14 protein-coding genes are annotated in these 20684 nt (G+C 40.5%); 3 read left to right on the top strand and 11 right to left on the bottom strand.

The genetic code is table 11. The features are described 5' to 3' along the window. The first annotated feature begins 133 nt into the window (after positions 1-133). The 3 genes from D1614_RS18960 (at position 134) to D1614_RS18950 (ending at position 3079) form a co-directional block, all read left to right on the top strand. Positions 134-934 carry a glycoside hydrolase family 16 protein gene (locus D1614_RS18960; protein ID WP_162304566.1) on the top strand — a complete coding sequence of 267 codons (801 nt, stop codon included), beginning with the start codon at positions 134-136 and terminating at the stop codon, positions 932-934. A 224-nt stretch (positions 935-1158) separates the two neighbouring features. Then, a complete protein-coding gene (locus D1614_RS18955) occupies positions 1159-2601 on the top strand; it encodes an ADP-ribosylglycohydrolase family protein (protein ID WP_241558136.1) in 1443 nt (480 codons plus the stop codon). Positions 2602-2776: 175 nt separating this feature from the next. Continuing rightward, positions 2777-3079 (top strand): substrate-binding domain-containing protein, encoded by a 303-nt coding sequence (locus tag D1614_RS18950; protein WP_119439549.1) that lies wholly within the window; start codon positions 2777-2779, stop codon positions 3077-3079. 34 nt (positions 3080-3113) lie between these two features. Here the strand turns inward: D1614_RS18950 and D1614_RS18945 are convergent, their stop codons facing one another. From D1614_RS18945 to D1614_RS25690, 11 genes are all read right to left on the bottom strand, one after another. After that, positions 3114-5204, bottom strand: a complete 2091-nt coding sequence (locus D1614_RS18945; RefSeq protein ID WP_119439548.1) for a hypothetical protein — start codon at positions 5202-5204, stop codon at positions 3114-3116. 30 nt (positions 5205-5234) lie between these two features. Continuing rightward, a complete protein-coding gene (locus tag D1614_RS18940) occupies positions 5235-7874 on the bottom strand; it encodes a glycosyl hydrolase family 95 catalytic domain-containing protein (RefSeq protein WP_206610081.1) in 2640 nt (879 codons plus the stop codon). A 20-nt stretch (positions 7875-7894) separates the two neighbouring features. After that, positions 7895-8860, bottom strand: a complete 966-nt coding sequence (locus tag D1614_RS18935; protein WP_147384321.1) for a family 43 glycosylhydrolase — start codon at positions 8858-8860, stop codon at positions 7895-7897. 23 nt (positions 8861-8883) lie between these two features. Then, positions 8884-11172, bottom strand: coding sequence for a GH92 family glycosyl hydrolase (locus D1614_RS18930; protein WP_119439545.1), 2289 nt, complete (start codon positions 11170-11172; stop codon positions 8884-8886). Between the two features lie 92 nt (positions 11173-11264). Further along, complete coding sequence (locus D1614_RS18925) at positions 11265-13247, bottom strand: hypothetical protein (RefSeq protein WP_147384320.1); 1983 nt, start codon at positions 13245-13247, stop codon at positions 11265-11267. A gap of 446 nt (positions 13248-13693) precedes the next feature. After that, positions 13694-16924, bottom strand: coding sequence for a beta-galactosidase, LacZ type (gene lacZ / locus D1614_RS18920; RefSeq protein WP_206610080.1), 3231 nt, complete (start codon positions 16922-16924; stop codon positions 13694-13696). A 14-nt stretch (positions 16925-16938) separates the two neighbouring features. Further along, on the bottom strand, positions 16939-17604 hold the full coding sequence (locus D1614_RS18915; protein WP_162304565.1) for a lysoplasmalogenase family protein: 666 nt from the start codon (positions 17602-17604) through the stop codon (positions 16939-16941). A 25-nt stretch (positions 17605-17629) separates the two neighbouring features. Further along, entirely contained in the window at positions 17630-18265 is a 636-nt protein-coding gene (locus tag D1614_RS18910) for a D-sedoheptulose-7-phosphate isomerase (RefSeq protein ID WP_119439542.1), read from the bottom strand. A gap of 12 nt (positions 18266-18277) precedes the next feature. Continuing rightward, positions 18278-19255, bottom strand: coding sequence for an ROK family protein (locus D1614_RS18905; protein WP_119439541.1), 978 nt, complete (start codon positions 19253-19255; stop codon positions 18278-18280). Positions 19256-19271: 16 nt separating this feature from the next. Then, a complete protein-coding gene (locus D1614_RS18900; protein WP_119439540.1) occupies positions 19272-20438 on the bottom strand; it encodes an MFS transporter in 1167 nt (388 codons plus the stop codon). Positions 20439-20456: 18 nt separating this feature from the next. Continuing rightward, a complete protein-coding gene (locus D1614_RS25690; RefSeq protein ID WP_155523344.1) occupies positions 20457-20597 on the bottom strand; it encodes a hypothetical protein in 141 nt (46 codons plus the stop codon). Positions 20598-20684 lie beyond the last annotated feature (87 nt).

Raw genomic sequence — 20684 nt, 5'->3', positions numbered from 1 at the left:
AACTCCCGGATTCTCTTGTCCGGGGCCTTTTTAAAAACATTTTCTCCATTGAATTATGAGGATGCAGAAAAGCACAATAAAAACATAGTTCTTCTCGCCAAGAGTTATGATTATAAACCTTTACCTATATTTTATGAAAAATTTATTTACAATACTGATTTTAATAACAACGTTATTACCGGCATGCCGGATTTCAGAGAAAAAACCAGTATCTGTTCCGGCTCCAAAGAACACTGCTCTTTCACAGGAAATCTTTGACCCGCTGGAAGAAGGGTACAAACTATTCTGGCAAGATAATTTTTCCGGAAATGAACTTGACACAACCAAATGGAAAACCAGAGGTAACGGGCCTCGCCGGATTGGGTACAATGATCCTTCGATGGTAAAAGTTGAAGACGGAAACCTGTACCTGATGTACGACATAAAAAAAGACAGCATCATGGGCTGTGCAGTGGGAACTCAAGCTACATTTAATACCACTTACGGGTATTTTGAATGCCGTGCCCGCCTACAAAGAGGAGATGGCCCGTGGGCTGCTTTCTGGATGCAGTCACCGCAGATCTCACAGGGAGAGGATCCTGCTGTTTATGGTGCGGAGATTGATATTTTTGAATACTTCCGCGGTTTGGGAGAAGATCACATGACTCATTGTATTCACTGGGCCTACGGTCCTAATCAGCAATCAGTAGGAGCCCTGAACAGCGAACTGGAAGGGCTTTCCAAAGGTTTTCATACTTTTGCGTTGGAATGGACGCCCGAAAAATATGCTTTTTTTATCGACGGGCTTAAATATCACGAATTAAGCAAGGGACTGTCTCACATCGATCAATACATGATCCTCAGCATGGAAATACCTTCTTATCTTCAGGGAATTAAAAATGCATGTGCTCCCGATACATTTATTGTTGATTATGTTAAAGTCTACAAAAAATGACACAACAATCCTAAGAACAAAGTAGTCTGTTAGTAATCACATGTTTTATTGTCTATTCCATATTACAGGTCTTTTCTGTTTTGATTGTCAAGTAATCTTGTAAGTTGAAAATTATGAAAAAGCAAATTAATCTCGTTTTTCTATTTTGTATGTTAATTGCAATGATCTCTTGTAAACAGGAGGTTCAAAAAGCAAAGGAAGTAATAATTCCCAAAGCGGTGTTGATGGACAAAATTAAAGGAGGATGGGCAGGACAAGTTATAGGCTGCACATATGGTGGTCCAACCGAATTTCAATGGAACGGCACCATGATTGGTGATGAGGTACCCATTGTTTGGGACAGTACACGTATGGCCTGGTATTATGAAAATACACCCGGATTATACGACGATATATACATGGATTTGACATTTGTAAAAGTTTTTGAGGAACACGGTCTTGATGCTACGGCTACAGAGCATGCATTGGCATTTGCCAACGCGGGATATGCCCTTTGGCATGCTAACCAGGCAGCCCGCGCCAATATACTAGCCGGGATCATGCCTCCTGCTTCCGGGTATTGGAAAAATAATCCTCATGCTGATGATATCGATTTTCAGATTGAAGCTGATTTCGCAGGATTAATGGCTCCCGGAATGGTGAATTCTGCAGCTAAGATAGGAAATAGCATTGGCCACATCATGAATTATGGCGATGGTGTTTACGGAGGAATTTATGTGGCCGCAATGTATTCTCTGGCTTTTATTCACAACGATATCGAGTTTATTGTGGAAGAAGCCTTGAAGTTAATCCCGGCAGAAAGTGAATTTTATCAGTGCATTGCCGATGTGATTAAATGGCACAAACAACACCCAGAAGACTGGAAAGAGACATGGTTTGAAACGCAAAAAAAGTGGACTTTTGATAAAGGATGTCCGAATGGCGTTTTTCGTCCGTTTAATATCGATGCAAAAATCAATGCTGCTTACATTGTAATCGGGTTATTGTATGGACAAGGCGATTTTGGAGCAACAGTCGACATCAGCACACGATGCGGATACGATTCGGACTGTAATCCGGCCAATGCTGCAGGAATCCTGGGAACCATGCTGGGGTATAGTCAAATTCCGGATTTTTGGAAACAGGGAATTGACAAAGTTGAGGATTTGAATTTCATACATACCGACATGTCTCTTAATACGGTATATGAAATCGGCTTTCGTCATGCATCGGAAATGATAAAAAAGAATGGAGGACACGAAGAAGGCGACAATCTGGTTGTTAAATACCAAACACCTGAAACAGTTCCTCTGGAAATAAGTTTTGAAGGAATTTATCCCAAAGAAAGGCAAACGGTAGAAAAACAAATTTCAACGCAAAATCCGGAAGTCTCATTGAAAATGGAAGGATGTGCTTTTGTAATCAGGGGAAGAGCCTATAAAAAAGAGGACTTACCCGCTGCAACTATCGATGTGCAACTTTTTATTGACGATAAATTAGTGGAGGAAATAAAACTGTCTACCCAACTGCTTGTGAGTCGTCACGATGTAGCCTGGAATTATGAAATGAAGGAAGGCACACACACAATTACCTTAAAGGCTTTGAATATCGAAGAAGGCTATTGGATTGATATGACTGATATGCTTATCTATTCCACAAACGACCCCGAAAAACAAATCTTTTATTGATGGGCGTAATTTAAAGAAGAGTATTTTCATCCGGGAGAAATGGGCATCTTAAAATTTAATGGTTGACGAGTCGTAAATAAGCTTTGCAGATTATTGAACTAATTTAATCGTAAGTCATAAGGAAGAACTGAAATTTGGTGATATACTTTTAAAATAACCAAAATGCCCCGATGGGATGTTTTGTGCGAATGACAATACTGCAATCAGCGCTATTCAAACAGCAAAAAGACTAAAAATAAATGTACCCAATGATATCGCGGTTGTTGGATTTAGCAACACACCGGCCTCTACAATTATTAGTCCATCGCTAACAACCATCGACGACCACGCATTTGAAATGGGACAAGCTGCTGCCCGTTTATTAATCCGACAGATTGAAAACAACGACCAAAATGTAGTTGCTGAAACAATTGTCATAAAAAATGACCTTATTGTCAGAGAGTCTACAGCCCGAAAGCAAAACGAAAAGGCGATTTAATAATCTTGTTTTTCAAACCTATTTATTACAAGTATTATAAAATCACCAGCCTCATTTGCCAGGGATCAACTTCCGGGATAATAAATTTCTGATAAAGCCCATTCTCTCCCGATGACTGGATGATAGTTTCCTTACAATTCATATCATATACTTTTATTTTTGTATTTTCTGTTTGTAACATAAGGGTTACATCTTTGGCTGGATCGAAAGAGGAGTTGGTAAATGCCAGTGCAATTTTTCCATCCTGTGGTTCGCGAACCCAAAGATTCATTTTATGGAAAGAAGCTATATATGCAGGCAAACTATCTTTAGAAAGCCACCTGAAAACGGATTTCATCTGTGAACTTTTTGAAAGGTTTTCCATAAACGACCATGGATAATAACCTGCAACACAAATACGCCCACCAAGTTTATTTTCGAATACCCCCATTGTGCAATCTGAAACTTTGGTTCCTGTATAGTCAATTAAACCAGAAAGTACTTGTGTATTTTCATTGGTTTTTCTGAGTGTATAAGCTGAAGATTTCCAGAAAGATTGCCTGTTATCACGTTCCCTGCCTGCAAAATTACCATTCAGGGGGTGAGTGGAAAATTTTTCGATTCTGTCCACGTTTTCCGACTTTACTACTTCAAATCCTGTAAACTCCCCAAAACCCATTTTGTTTAAATATTGCAAGGTTTCTGCATCCATATACACACCTCTTGAAAGAATTTCTTTGATTTCCTCTTTCGAAAATGCATAAATATTGTCCTTTCCTAATATAGTAACTTCTGCATGTTGGTTCGAATAACAAGCAGGCAGCCCAATATTGTATATATCATGCCCAATTACAGGATTACCTGCACTTACCCAATTGCCATTATTCAAATTACCGGTAATATAACTATCCTTATTCCAAAGGGTATTAACCCCTGTTAGTGCAGAACGGCCCAATGACTTAACCATCAGATCAAAGAATTGACGCGATTCATGCAACCGGGCAATAAGTGGCTCATATTCATCCAATGGCTCATCATACATAGAAAGTACATTGAATGCTGCTCCTGTGCAACCTGCAGCAATGTGCGAACTTGCTTCAAGAACAACAATATTGGCTGCTTTTTTTAATCGCTGATAAGGGAAACATTCAATCTCTGACTGGACAGAAACAATAGCTTTGGGCAATACCGAAACCTGCCTGCCAATATCGTGTGACTTACCTGCCAGTCCACTGGTATTTACATCGTTATAAAAACCTCCTCCTGGGCGCCACATCACAGGTGCGTTATTTGGTCCTGCCAGTATTTTTGCCCAATTCCCAAAATCATAACCTTCAAAAAATCGGTCACCTGTCATAAACCCCAGAGGCATATCAGGATTAATTTTATGTACTGTTTCTTCAATCAATACAAATAGCCGGGCAATGGTGTTTCTGTTATGTTGCAACCACTCTTTTCTAAGTTTCAATTTTTCGTCAACTGTCCCTTCATTCATCGCCTTATTTAAACCTTCACGGCTGTACCTGGCACCTGTTTCCTTTTCAAAAATCTTCAGGCAATTATCACAAAAACAGCCATAACCAATAGGCATGTGCCCCAAACGCACATCATCGTCAATCCAGATATAATCAGGGTTTGCCTCGGTTGTCATCTGATAAAGCTGCCTGATATATTCCTGCAGGTTTTTGTTATTTGGACAGTAAGAGCCATGGCTAACATCTCCCTCTATACCGGTCATATTAGTATAATCGCCTTTTAACGAATTATCCAGATTTTCATTATGATGACCAATCGTCGTTAGGATATTTATCCCTGTCCTGTATCCCCGGTTACGAACCTCTTCCATTCGAAGCTTTAAAACGTCTACCCGCTGCCTGAAATCATCAAGTGTTAGCGGGGCATGGGTAGTATGTGTAAAAAAAGTAATTTCATCAGTTACTCCTTTATACTTGTCGAATAAATCAAGTAGCTCTGTAAAACGTTTTTCAGAAAGATACTGGGCCTCTCCAATCCTGAAAGATGTAAATGCTCTATCAAGCTTTGTATTAGTAGTATCATCCAATTCTTCAGAACCAGTCTTTGTTTTAGGGGAATTGGTGCAACTAATGAAAAAAAATATTGAAATAAAGATGATTATTTTGTTCATTGCGATCAATTTAGTTTGCATTTTTTTTGTTTAAAACATCCTTGGTATCCCCAGTTGTGTTTTTCCCGAGGAATGGAATTTTACTTTATCGTTGGGTAGAGGTTTTTCCTGTACAACAGTCCATGATTTAATACTTTGCCCCTCGGGGACAATCATAATTACTTCATCTTGTTTTGTATTCATTTCTACCAAGTCGCCATGAACCGTTTTACTTCTTTTATTCAGGTTAGATTGAACCACTGCATTATCCCATGGCAATTGCAACCTGCATTGGTTCCCAAATAAGCTTTTTACAGATATCCATAGAACTTCACCTTCCTTAATTTCGGAGGAGACAATAAAACCTCCTGTAGCGTGAAGCGTAAATCGCCCTGTTTTATTCGCATGGAAAGCCGGGAAAATTCGTAAAACACCGTCGTAACTTTGTAATAAAGATTCATTTATTGCTGTTGCCAACACCGACATTGACTCCATCGACATGTGACGAAAAGGCCACATTGGGAGAGGGAATTTTTCATCGCCATTCACATCACTTACAGTATTTGTTCTAAAGAACCATTCGGCATCCTTATTGATTTCACCTTCCATGCCCCAATGCCCCCAGCCGTTACAATAGATTTGCCATCTTCCGGGCAAACGTTCCAAATCAGTAGCCAATTCTTCTGAAAGCCCAAGACGAGCCAAAACAATAGGAACAGGGTCCCAGCCGGTAATTTGTGAACCATACAAAAGCGTTGTCGTTTTCATTTTATCATATAAATCACTCCCTTTATCTCCTAACCCGATTACTCCTGATGGAAAAACCGGAGATGAAGGAACTGAAGGGAAAATTCCGTCAAAGCACCTAAAGCCGTGGTGTTCTGATAAATCATCAACCGGATTATAGGTTGTTAACCACTCTCTCTCGTTAATACCCCAACCTGCGGCCATAATTTCATTCCCAGAAACCTTTTCCCCTTTAAAGAACCCTTTTTCTAAAATGAATAATGAATCATTCATGGCAATCGTATTCTCTTTTACAGAAATTACAGGTAAAGGTGCCAGATTATCCAGTATATCCTTCCATCGGGTAGCCTCCGGTAATTTTGTTCCGGACTCTTCCAACGCTTTAAGTGTTGCTGCAAATAAAGCCCGGGCGTATGTTAATTCGGTAAGCCCGTCTTTTAATTTTATCCAGCCCTCGTAACCAGTACCTTCTTTTGCATGATATAATCCATCATCTTCTTTTTCTAAAATCGATTCAAAAAAACGGGCTCCTTCAAGAATAAAAGGGAGGGCTTGTTCTTTCAGGAATTTCTTATCGCCGGTATATTGATATTGCCGCCAAAAATCGAGGGCAATTTCTGCAACAGGGGTGTGATTTTCTCTCTCTTTTGATGAATTGTACCCCCGGCGATCCGTAACATCAGAAAAAAACGCCCCCTCTGAGTTAAAAATCTCTTTAGCATCCTTTTTCGCCAGAGGCAGCGAGTTAAACCTGAAATTGAGATATGGATCAACCAGTTCGTGAAACCCGGCTGCATTCAAGGGCCAGTACAATTGCTGCTGGTTCCAGTGAAAATAGAAGTTCCAGTTTTGCACATCGTGGCTCCAACTCCACAGTCCATTAGTAAAACGCCCTGGGTATTTTCCTCCCTGCGAAGTATTTGCATAATACATAGTCAGATACCATAGGTTATTCAGGTAGTCATCACCATAATCAATAAACGAGCGGCTCCAGATCGATTTCCAGACCTCAGTATTCGAGTTTCTAAAAGCCTCAATCCCTGTTTTACTTGCTGCCATTAAGGTAATTTTCGCTTCTAAAACCGGGTCGTTTTCAGTAGGGGAAGTAACACTAAAAGCAAGTTGGACATTCTTATGCAGTTTGCCAGATAACCCAATTACGGCTCGGTGGGAATGTTCGCGGGAATAGTTTACATTCAGTTCATTGTTTTGAAGGACACATCCTCCAACTCCAAATGTTCCCGAAGATAGTTTATGGGTAAGAAAACACCCATCGTTATCGGCAACAACTTGCGTTCCTTCCAGACCAATAGAGGCATCTCTATTGACCTTTCGATACCAGTGAGAATAGGTGCGGGAACCAAAACGTTCAACACTTATTTCAAGAGGCGTATCTTCTTTCATCTCGCTATCTACCTCATAAAGCAGCTGCCCGGTTTGATGATCGACAAAAGCCTTCAAACTAACTTTCCCGAACGGACTAAGAGCCTCTATGCATAGAGAGGCGTCAGCCAGATTAAGTTTTGCCTTAAAATCAGAAAGGTACATGGTACTAAAAACCGGGAATTGAAAATCGATAATAATCCGGCAGGCATGCCGCTGCGTAGTACTATAATCCTCCTCTTCATCACTCCAGTTCTGAAATGGGCCAAAAGTAGCATCATCCCACAAGTCGCTTTTATTTACCGCTGCAATAATCTTTGAACCTTCGCACCAGAAAAGGGCACCAATATCGCCATTGCCCAAAGGAATACCCTGCATGGGATCAATCGGAGGACTTTTGTAAACAAGATCGTATTGAGACACAACTCCGGGCCAAGCAATGTCCCATTCTGCGTTATCAGGATTAAAAGCTGACTGGATTGTTTTTATTTCTGAAGATTCCTGAGAAAAAGTAAAAAGACAAAGGCAAAAAAAACAGCCAGTTAGAATCAATCTGTTCATAAATTTCTTCATAGTTGCAGTTATTTTTTTGCTGAAATATTTACGAATGGATTACCTTCAGGAAAATACGCTTCAAAGAATGCTTTTTCCGTTCCGTCAAACATGGCTACCCGCATAGTACTCCAGGTTTCCTGGTCGCCTGTAGCATAATAGAGATAGGTTTTACCTTTATACTCCAGGATATCTACATCGGAATTATTTTTCCCTTCGCCTGGTTCTGCCTCCAGAACAGGGTTAAAAGAGCTAAGTTCCCAGGTTTCGAGATCAGTAGAACGAGCCATGTATGATATCCAACCATTATGCCCTTCTACAGGAGCATGAAGGTAAATAACATAATAATAAGGAGCATAGTAGCGAATTACAGGACAAGCTGAATATTCCTGATTTTCGCCGGTGAAAGCCAGGTTCGGAATTTTTTCCCAGTTAGACAGATCTTTTGAACGGGCAAATTTGAAACAGAATTTTACAGGTTTGTCTGATTCATATGCCATTACATAACCTTTATCATCACGGCAAACTGATGAATTGAAGAGGTGTTCATCGCCTTCAGGCAAAATTACTTTCTCTGTTTTCCAGTTTTTCATGTCGGTGGAAAAAATCCGGTCAATGCCTGAAGAATTCATTACCCGTCCAAAATCTGAAAACTCAAGGGCAAACACATTCAACTCCTCCTTTTGCACAAATGCAGAAACAAATGAATGCCCTTTTCCAAACCGGGCAACCTCTTTCCCAGTTTTTAAATCATCAATGTATAAATAAGCATTCTCCCCTTTGGCTTCTGCTTCACCAGGTCGATAGTTGGCAACAATTAATAACTTGGAATCAAAAACAAATGGTGTATTCTCCATGGGGGTGCGCCCCACATCAGAAAAAGCAAATGGTAGTTTAACCAACACCGGAGGTGCTGGTTTTTGCTGGGCGTAACCAGTTATACTACACAAAAAACAAATAGCAATAAGATAAATGGACAAATAATTCTTTCCCATAAGTTTGGCTTTAATATTTAAATTCAATTTGTCATCGAATAAGGATGACTTTGCTGTTTAGTACCCCTGCTTTTATTAGGTGAATCAGACATTTTTAATTTAATTTCACCACCATTCAATATAGTTGAATGCCTTAAATAGTTTTTATCATACGAACTCCCGTTTAATCGCACCCGGTCGATGTAGAAGTTTTCTTTTCCATAATTATCCGATTCTACAATGAACTCATTTCCGTTTTCCAACTGAAGGGTGATTTTTTTAAACAAGGGACTGCCCAAAACATACTGATCGGTACCCGGGCAAACCGGATAAAATCCCATGGCACTGAAAACATACCACGCAGAAGTCTGCCCATTATCCTCATCGCCACAATAACCGTCCGGATAAGGTGTATACAATTTATCCATCACCTGACGAACACGGTATTGGGTTTTCCAGGGTTCACTGGTATAATTGTACAAATAAATCATGTGCTGAACAGGTTGGTTGCCGTGGGCATAATTCCCCATTCCGGCAACCTGCATTTCGCGAATTTCGTGAATTACAGTTCCGCCATAAAACCAGTCGTAATTGTAAATTGGAGGAGCAACAAATACCGAATCAAGCATTTCTACAAATTGCTGATCGCCCCCCATCAGGTTTTTCAACCCTTCAATATCCTGAAAAACGCTCCACGAGTAATGCCAGGTAGATCCTTCGGTAAACGCATAACTCCATCGGTACTGATTAAATGGCGCCTGAAAACTTCCATCTTCGTACCTGCCCCTCATCAAATTTACTTCGGGATCGAACACATTTTTATAGTTTCGTGCCCGCTCTCGGAAAAGGTCAATCTCTTCTTGCGGCTTTCCTAATTCCTGCGCCAACCTCGAAATACAGAAATCAGCATACGCGTATTCCAATGTCCGTGATGAAGTTTGTCCAATCTTTTCATCAAAAGGCAGATACCCTAATCTATTGTATTGATCTGCTCCAAACCGGCCAACCGATCTGATGGTTTTGTGATTCTCTTTTGTGTTTTTTATAATTGCTTCATACAATAATTCGATGTCGTAACCGCGAATTCCTTTTAGATATGAGTCAGCGATCAACGAGGCTGAGTTTGAACCAATCATGCAGTTGCGATGCCCGGGACTGGCCCATTCCGGTAGCCATCCACTTTCTTTGTATGCATTCACCAACCCCTGCATAATTTGTGAGTTTAATTCGGGGTACATCAAAGTAAAGAACGGGAATACAGCCCTGAATGTATCCCAAAAACCATTATCGGTAAACATGTAACCGGGCAGCACTTCCCCGTTGTAAGGACTGTAATGAACGATGTTGTTGTCCTTATCGAACTCATAAAACTTCCGGGGAAAAAGCAAAGTGCGGTACAGGCACGAATAAAATGTTTTTTGCTGTTCCTCCGTTCCGCCTTCAACCTTGATTCTGGAAAATTCTTTTTCCCAAACCAACTGCCCTTCCTTTTTTGTTTCAGCAAAAGTTTTATTCCCCACCTCGCGCTCTAAATTAAGCCCGGCCTGTTCCAAACTGATAAAAGAAGAAGCAACTTTAACATTTATTTTCTCTCCGTTTTTTGTTTTGAAACCAACCACAGCTCCCACATGGAAACCTTCAGCTTCGTTTAACTCCTTTAGCACACTGTCTGCCCATACTTTTGTATGAGAAAAATCTTTGTCGAAAACAGCTACAAAATAGTTTCTGAAGTTATCAGGGACTCCCCCGTGATTATTCTGGCAATAGCCAATAATCTTGCGTTCTTCCGGTATTATTTTCACCATTGAACCACCATCAAAACCATCCAACACGATCCACGAGTTTTCATGCTGCGGAAAGGTAAATTGAAATTGAGCAGCACGGTCAGTTGGAGTCACTTCGGCAGTTACACCGTAATCAGCCAGATAAACGCTGTAATAATGCGGTTTTGCAATTTCCGCTTTATGCGAAAACCACGAAGCCCTTTCATCTTCTTTAAATTTCAATTCGCCAACAACCGGCATAAACGAAAATGCAGCATAATCGTTGATCCAAGGGCTTGGCTGGTGGGTTTGTTTTATGCCCCGAATTTTATGAGCATCATACGTATAGCAAAAGCCATCTCCCATTTTTCCGGTTTGCGGGGTCCAGAAATTCATCCCCCACGGACGGGCAATTGCCGGGTACGTATTTCCGTTTGAAAGATCACGTTCCGAATCGGTTCCCACCAAAGGATTTACCAAATCGGTTAAACGTGCAGTATTTGTGCATTCATTTTCTGAAGTGCAACTCACAAGAAATAATAAGAAAAAAAGATAAACTATATTCTTCATTGGTATTAATTGTCAAAATTGGTTTGTAGAACTCTCGTTTCAGTTTTCACTTTTTAAAACGCATTTCAGTGAATACTGATTTAAGAGTTAAATTATTTTACGCCGGTCAACATCTGCTTTTTCAAGCCTTTGTAGTGCTGCTTGACTTTCGAATTGCTTGTCAAATCCCATATCGAAGTGTTTTGTTCGCGCAGCGCCAAAATGGAAACAATCCACCCCTGAGTCCAGCCACTTTCAATGGCCCAGGCTCCCCAACCAAGATCAGCATTTGAGCCCCAGTGTTCATATCGGCCAAAATCAAAAGCGCGCATCCAGCCTCCATTAATTTCAGGATGCTTTTCAGAAACCACCTGTATACGGCATAAAAATTCGGCCAACTTGTCGACAGCCGCTTTTATTTTCGGGTCGTTAGTTGCATAATAGGCTTCATGCAATCCTAAAAATGCAAAGTTTGTGGTATACAGTAAATCACTCACTTTGTCTCCGTTTTGGGCAATAAGTGGCGCCTCTGCTGTTCCATAAGCTTCATTATTTTGCGGAGGCGGATATTTTCCCATTTCCAGATTCCCCAATTCTTCGCGAATTGCGCCGCAGGTATCCTGAAGTTTTAAAAGATCATTCACAACGGTGTAAAGCATTTCCCTGTTTTCCGGAGTATCTTTTACCCGTACCAGCCAGGCAAGCGGCAGTAACATTCTGGCTTTTTCCTGCGCAATTCCATTTGTCCACTGCCATTTTTCCGGATATTTATGCATGGTTTCCTTAATGGCTTTTTCAGTTCTTTCAAGGAATATTTGATCGCCGGTTTTATGATAAGCCCACAACATACACGCCCAAACATAGGCTTCAAAATGAGGAGAATAGTACTTTGTATCTTTCTCGTAGTAATGTTCCCAACCATTTTTCTCAAAATCAGGAACATCAATGCGACTGCCCCGAAAACCTGATTTTCCGGTTGTACGATGAAGAGCAATCAGGGATTTCATTAACAGATTGTCCCAACGATCAGAGCCGGTGAGTGCCGATGTTGTTAAAGCACCAAGCAAAAACCGCGCATTGTCGTCGCCATAACTGGCCCGGTACCAGGCAAAATTGCTAATCCCCCAGGGAATTAACCCATAGGCTCCGTGAGTGGGATTACCGTATTCTCCTTTCATCGCATCCGATTCAAAAAGATAAAAATCCAAGATGTTTTCAGCAATTCTAGAATATTCCGGTTTTTTTAAAACATTTCCGGCACAGGCCAGCGCCATGGCCGTTTCAGCATTACAATCGCCACGCCTTACAATACCAATTGGCTGGCTGCCTTTTTCATCTATTCTCGAAAAAACACATTCGAATACACCGTTCTTTCCATCTCCCACAGGAATTGAAGCATTCCAATCGAGCATCCAGTTTCCCGCATCTTTCATTATTTCCAGAGTATCTTCCAGCGATTCGTGAACCAGCATTTTACTGCTAAAAAACCAGTCTGCTCCTTTTTCAATACTATTCATTTGGTATTGTGTTGGCAATTCTTCCGTTTTTTCAAATGCAGCCTGAATCTCCGGTTTCCATTCGAGCCCAACAAACGAATTTTCGGGCAGGACATATTCCAGAATAGAGTTCCAAACTCCGGTCCATGCCTTTTGAGGCGCGTAGCGCCCCCGAACCATATTACTCAGATTCGTCGTTGAAACCAAAACCGGATAACCCGGAAGTTCGAACAGAACAGGTATCGTTTTCTCAGGCAATCCATAAACTGCCTTATCAAATCCGGCAACTTTTGCTGCTACAATATAACTTTCCGAAATATTGGTTGGAATATAATGCAACCCGTTTATGCTCAACACATCCAAACTGTCTGGCATTCCTCCAAAAAACGAAGAATTTACAACTGCCCGCTCCAGATCAGCTTTTACAGTTTTCCCCAATTCCACATCGGGTAAAAATGAAGGATACTCAAGATAAACCCTTAGTTTCTTTTCCCTCACAATTGAGAAAAACTCAGCAGAGAGCTCAGCCCTTTTTGCCGGATATTCATCAGCAAAAATCATTAACGCATCTCCAGCTGCGGCCTGCTTTGCTGCCTTCATTGGAGAATCATACAGTATTGTTTCTATTTGATTGTGTTTATCCAGAATTTGATACAGATCATTTGATTGTTTTCCTGCCACATGTACAACGTTTACCGACTGAGTGCAAGCCACAGATAAAAATGGAATTAGTACTCCAACGAAAATTAATAAGATGCTTTTTACACTTAAAATATACGAAAAGAGTTTAATGTTATTCTTTTTGAGTTGCATAGGTTCTTTACGGTTTATGATGGTTCTTTCTAAACTCAACATTTAAATTTCTGAGTTCTAAAAAACAGAAGATGTCTGTACTGTACCTTAATTTTACCCCTCCAACCTCCCCTAAAGGGGAGACTTAAAGTCCCCTTCAAAAAATTTGAAAAACGATACTATTACTTACAAACAGTAAGTTTTTTCTATTTTAAAATTTTCTAGTGAGACACCCTCTTAAATAATTTCAATTCTTAGTTTTCAAAAGTTTTATAATACGGTTTAATGGAATAGTTAAATTGATATTCGTCGTCCAACAAACGGTACTGTTCCATGGGTATCGGGCCGCAACTACCGCCACCCAAACCGCAATGGTTTGCATCAATGGTTAAAATTGTTGCCTTGCGTTTTTTAAGCTCGTGCGGATGATTTGCCTTATCCAAATCAACAGGCAAATAATGCAAAGCACTAAAATTCATGTTATTTTCAGCCGAAATAAGCAATCCTTTTCCTGAATGATTTGTAACAGCCGCCCAGCGCACTTCGGTGCGGTTGCCACAATCCTGGGTTCTGATGTAAGGAACAAACACATCGTCCACGGTAGTAGTATATTTTCCAATGGCAGCCGACCGGTTTCTGTCAGGGTAATTTTCGTGCGGACCGGCACCAAAATATTCCACTTTTTCAAATCCTGCAGGAAGCTGCATCAGAAAACCGATTTTAGCCAGCATCCATTCCGCCTTATCAGGATTGATGGTATTTTCTACCCGAATGGTTCCATCGCCCAACACCGTAAAAGAAGTATTTGTAAGAACTGCATACCCGTCTTTTGAAACCGATTTTATTTCGACAGAAACTACCACCGTGTTATTCGTTAATTCCGCTTCAAAATTTACAACTTCAGTCCGCAAATTGTGCAGTTCTTTTCCCTGCCAGATTGGGCCTGGACCTGTTCCAAACACATAATCGTTATCGGTAGGCGCCCTGAAAATATTCAGCGTTGGCCCGGCAATTCCCGGCTTTTCATCTTTTGCCCAATAAATCTGTTTTGTCTCCGGTTTTTGCTCGTCAATTGCAGCTTTGGGAGTTTTCAAAACCTCGGTTTTATAATAGTTGAGCCCGGTAATTGTTCCTACTTTTTTGCTGAATACCACTCCAAAGTTTTTCCCTGAAACGATCACTTCAAACTCATTCTCGTACATATTTACAATCGGTAAATTCATTGGATCAACCTGAATTTCTGCAGGTGTTTTTAATGGAACATTAAACTGTTCCCAAGCCACAACATGCCCGTGTTTCGCCCAGGCCAGATCTTTTTTTGTACTGAAACTTATTTTTAGGAAGTACTCTGCTCCGGCCAATAACTCCGGGGTTCTAAAAGGAATAGTTATTTCTTTTGATTCCCCCGGCTGAAGATCAAGCGAAGGCATCTCATCGGCATCGATTACTTTACCGTTGCATTCCAACTCCCATTTTAGACTGAACTCATTCAAATTAAAGAATTGATATTTGTTGGTAATTTTCACTTTTCCTGAGAGCAAATCAACAGGTTCGAATCCAACATACTGGTACACTTTTTTCATTTCCTCCATTTTTGCAGTAACCTGCCTGTCGGGAGTTGTGAGTCCATTTATGCAAAAATTCCAATCGGTTGGCCGGTCGCCAAAATCGCCACCATAGGCAAAGAAATATTCATCTTCTTTTCCGGGAACAGGCTTCGCCAATCCCTGGTCTACCCAATCCCAGATACAAGCACCAATTAAGCGTTTGTGCTTTTCAATGGCATCCCAATATTCCTGAAGGTTTCCAACTGCATTGCCCATGGCATGTGCATATTCGCAAATAAAAAATGGTTTGGGATCATTTTCTGCTCCCTCCTCTTCAACCAGTTCCACTGCCGGATACATGATCGATTCAACATCAGCAATTTCATTGTACCTTTCGTAGTGCACAATACGCTCCGTGTCTCTTTCTTTTATTGCTTTTGCACAAGCCTCAAAGTTCACTCCGGGCCCCGCCTCATTTCCAAGCGACCACATAATAACCGAAGGGTGGTTTTTATCGCGCTCAACCATGCTGACTACCCTGTCTACGTGTGCTTTTTGCCAACTCACATCGTGCCCCAGCGATTCCTCCTCGTAGCCCATTCCATGGCTTTCAATGTTGGCCTCGTCAATCACATAAATACCGTGAATGTCGCACAGCTTGTAAAAATCGGGATGATTGGGATAATGTGCCGTTCGTACCGTGTTTACATTAAACTGTTTGAACAGTTCGATATCGCGCCACATGCTTTCCAAACTCACGTGCCTTCCAGTAAACGGATCGTGTTCGTGGCGGTTTACCCCTTTTAGCAAAACGCTTTTCCCGTTCACCCACAATTGCTGATCTTTTATTTCAATTTTCCGGAAGCCCAAAGGCGTTGAAAGAACCTCTGTTGTATTTCCTGATTCATCTTTTAAAACAAAAACCACCTGGTACAAATTCGGAACTTCAGCCGACCACAATTTTGGATTGGAAATTTGAACCGACTCAGAAATATTCAGACCCTTTTTTGCTGAAACTTTTCCAACCGGCAAAGACAAAATTGGTTGATCCTCGCCCACCTCTTTTCCATATTCTGAAAGATAAATATCGCAGCTTGTTTTACCTGAACTTCCAAAATTTCTAAAATGAAAGTTGATATTCAAATCTGCCAGAGTAAGGTCTTCGTTAAAATCAGATTTCAAAGAAAAATCCCAGAGATGAATTTTTGGAGTCGCATACAAATAAACATCGCGATAAATTCCACTCAAACGCCAAAAATCCTGGTCTTCGAGATAACTACCATCGCTCCAGCGGTACACTTCAACAGCAACGCTGTTTTTTCCCGATTGAACAAAATCAGTAATATTAAATTCTGCAGGAGTCATACTTCCCTGACTGTACCCTACTTTTTGGCCATTCACCCAAATATAAAAAGCACTTTTAACCCCGGCAAAATGGATAAATACTTCTTTCCCATCCCAATTCTCTGGAACTTCAAATTCTCTTTTGTAAGAGCCAACCGGATTGGGCATCTCACTTTTGGTGAAATTGGCTGGTGTTTCAACCATTATAAAAGGAGGATTTTTTGTGAACGGATAATTTACATTGGTATAAATTGGCTTTCCGTAACCTTTCATTTGCCAGTTTGACGGCACTTCAATATCATCCCAATAATCTGTATCAAAGTCATTCTTGTAAAAATCTTTTGGCCGCAAATCGGGATGTTTTACCCAGTTGAATTTCCACGTACCGTTCAAATCCAAGACTAAAGATGAGTTCAATCTAAAATCGGCAACAGCCTGTTCTAAATTCCCGTAAGGGATATAATGAGCACGCGCCGGTTCTTTGTTAATCCCGATAACCTGTTCGTTTTCCCAGTCATTCTTTTCTTTATTCTGTCCAAATGCAACTATTGCAAAAAACATTGCAATTAAAACCAGCAAGCTCTTTATCTCCATGTGTCCTATTTTATTCAAGATGATTTATTGTTTGCTTTATAAAGCAATGAAAAAGTAATAACGATATGCGCTGCATAGTAAGTTGGAAGAATCAGGAAATTTAAATCCTGATATGTCGTAAATTCCATAAAAGCAATAATGGTATCTGAAAAAAGGATGAGCACAATTCCCGAAAAATAAGCCCATTTGCTAAATGCAGGCAAGCGTGTTCCAGCGGCAGCAGCCACCGCAAAACATGAAATTAACAGATAAACAAACACAACCACTAACAACAGAGTATCATTAATTGCAGGGTAAAGAACAAAAGCAAATAACAACAAATAAGCAATTAGCAGAAAAACTGCCAATCCGATTTTAAGGCGCCCGTTAACCAATGCATACACCATGTATCCGGCATGAGCCAAAAAATAGAATCCAATTCCAGCAGAAAACATTATAAAACTGTCTCCTTTATGCGACAGGAACCAATCTCCAATAATGGAAAAAACAAAAGCTGCAATCACGAACAATACATTACGCGAGCTCTTTAGTTTATTCCAATAAGAAAAGGCAATTAGCCCGAGACAGCTGATGGTTACACCAGCTTTGTATTCAAAGCCGTATCCTTTGTATGCGAAATAGGAGATGATAAGCGGTATGATAAGCCATAAATATTTAAGGTTTGTTTTCTGTTGTTTCATTATTGTTGTTTTCAAATTGTTAGTATTAATAAAATGTTGCTTCCAGCATTTGGCACAAAGCATGGTAAACCGGCAAGTGCAATTCCTGCACCTGGTACGTTTCTGTGGCATCAACACGGATAACTACATCGCAATTTTCATTCAGTTTCCCGCCATGCCTGCCCGACAGCCCAATTGTTTTCAAGCCCTTCGCTTTTGCAGTAATTACAGCATTTATCACATTTTTTGCATTTCCTGAAGTTGATATTCCGATTAATACATCTCCCTGATTTCCATAACCAACAACCTGCTGGGCATAAATCAGGTCAGCATCCACATCATTCGAAAAGGCTGTATTTAAAGCTGAATGGCAAGTCAGTGCAATTGCAGGAAGCGCTCCTTCCAGCTTTGCTGCCAGATAAGCACCGTGCTCTTCTGACGTAGCAAGCAATTCTTCGGACAGATGAGATGCCAAGGGTCGTTTCTTCGTAAAACTTTTCATCAACTCACCTACAATATGCTCGGCGTCAGATGCGCTGCCGCCGTTTCCGCACACCAGAAGCTTTCTTTCCTGTGCATAGCTTTCCCGGATAAGCTCAAAAGCCTGAAATATTTCGGTTTTTGAAAGCTCCAAGACAGGGTAACGTGCAATTAAATTTTCCAGAATTTGATTCGAATCCATTATCATCTGCCTTTAATTTGTTCTGCTTATTCCATCGATTGCCACACTTAAACTGGCAAAATCGCCAACCTTGTCACCCAGTTCGGCAGGCACGATTTCACATACTTTCCAAGCCGGCTCCAAAGCTTCTTTTTCAATCACACTGTTACAAACAGCATCAAAAAGATGTGGATTCCGGGCGTATACACTGCCAATAACAATGCGTTGCGGGTTTAAAACATCAATTAAAATGGACAATCCAATACCGAGGTATTTCGCTGATTTTTCGAATGCAGCAATTGCAGTTTCGTCGCCCTCTGCTGCTGCCATAGCTACATCTTTGGTGGTAATATTCCGAACGGTTTCAATACTTTCGCAAAAAGAAACGCTCTCTCCTTTCTCCAGTTTTTCAATCACCATTGCCTGAGCCATTCGAGCAATTCCAGCGCCGCTGCAAAATCCTTCAAACGAACCTTTTTTCCCATATGCTTCCGGGCCATCTTCATCTAATCGGATGTGCCCAATCTCGCCGGCCAAATCGTTTGTGCCGGCATATAGTTTTCCATCCAAAATTAAGCCTGCTCCCAGACCTGTCCCAAAAGTCAGGAAAATCATATTATCTGTTCCTTTTCCTGCTCCGAATTTCCACTCCGCCAAAGCACAGGCATTGGCATCATTTTGAAGAAACACCGGCACATTAAACTTATACTTTAAAAGGCCACAAATTGGAATATTATCCCACCCCGGCAGGTTTGGAGGCGATTGAACAATACCTGTTTTACTGTCTAACGGACCGCCACAACTAATACCAATACTGATAAGTTCATAATCATTGAGTTGTTTAACTACAGCAGTCGCAATTTCCAAAAGTTTGGAAATTGCATAATCCGGCCCCTTGTTCGTATTTGTATCAAACTGAATTCTTTCGAGAATTTCCATGTTTTCGGTACCTGCAATAACAGCACATTTAGTACCGCCTATATCTATCCCGAGGTAATACTCTTGTTTCATTATTTATTTTGATTTTTTAGATATTCTTCTTTCCTGCTTTCTGCACATAGAAACTAATGGCAAGCAAATAAACCATCACAATCACCAACACCAAAAAGCTTGCAACAACACCAAAGATTGAGCTCACATAACCCATTACCGGAGGAATAAATGCCCCACCGGCAACAGCCATAATCATCAATCCTGAAATTTCGTTTACACGGGCAGGTAATTTGTCAACAGCAATTGCAAATATCAAGGGGAAGAGGTTAGCCGAACCAAGGCCAATCATAAAGATGCAAATCCGGGCCAGTAAAGCATTGGGCGAAAACATCATCGCAACCAGACTTACTAATGCCACCAGTGTTGTGATAAACAAAAATTTTCTTGCTGAAATCCAGTTTAACAATACAGCTCCTAAAAAGCGGCCAATCATTAATGCAGTAAAATAGATACTTATGCCCAACGATGCATTCTCGAGCGATAAATCAAACTGATTTTGAAGGAAATTGGCAATGTTTGAATTCATTCCAACATCGGCACCAACAGTTACAAAAATTCCCAAAACCAACACCAATACAAATTTGTTTTTCAGTAAGGAAAAACATGTTTTAAACGTAGCCACCGTTTCATTGCTGCGGGCTTCTTCAATTTTGGTAAAATAAAGCCACAAAATTGAAATTAAAGAAGTTACTGCATAAACAATAAAAACCAGTTTCCAATTGCCAAATTTGGCCGCCATGAAAGTTGTAATAATCGGACCTAAAAGAGAACAAATGGCTTTTATAAACTGGGCAAGGCTCAAACTACTGGCGTATTTTTCTTTTGGAACAACATCGTGCAACAGCGGATTTGCAGCCACCTGTACAATGGTGTTACCGATTCCCAGAAAAACAAACGCAGTAAGCATTACCGGAAAACTATAATGGATAAACGGAACCAACATCCCAACACCGGTAATTGCCATCCCGATATTCAATAGCATTTTTTTTCCAAAACGTTCGATTAGCAGACCTGTTGGAACCGAAAGAAAGAAAAACCACATCAGTGCCATCGATGGCAGAAATTGTGCAACTTTATCGGTTAACCCGAAATCCTGTTTTACATAGCCGGTAGCAACTCCCACAATGTCGACAAATCCCATTACAATGAAGGACATAAATACCGGTAATGCCAGTTTAAGTTTGATTTTTGAATTAGTCATAGTTAGTTTCTTTATTGATTATTTTTTTAGTCCTGTTAAATCAGATTCAAAATTTACCGTTCCAGCCCCTTCAATAATTTTTGCAGAAAAACTATCTCCCAGTTCAATGTTCGAAGAAGTTTTTAGGGTAATTTCCTTGCCTTTTCCTGAATTTTCCAAAAGAACCATCTCGTCATCGTGGTCGAAAATACAGCCGTGAATATTGATGTATGTTTTTCCAAACTCAGAAATTGTATTCGGCCTTAA

Origin of the sequence: Maribellus luteus, assembly GCF_003576475.1 — a bacterium.
GTDB classification, from domain to species: Bacteria; Bacteroidota; Bacteroidia; order Bacteroidales; family Prolixibacteraceae; genus Draconibacterium; species Draconibacterium luteum.
This window is presented reverse-complemented; position numbering and strand designations above follow the sequence as displayed.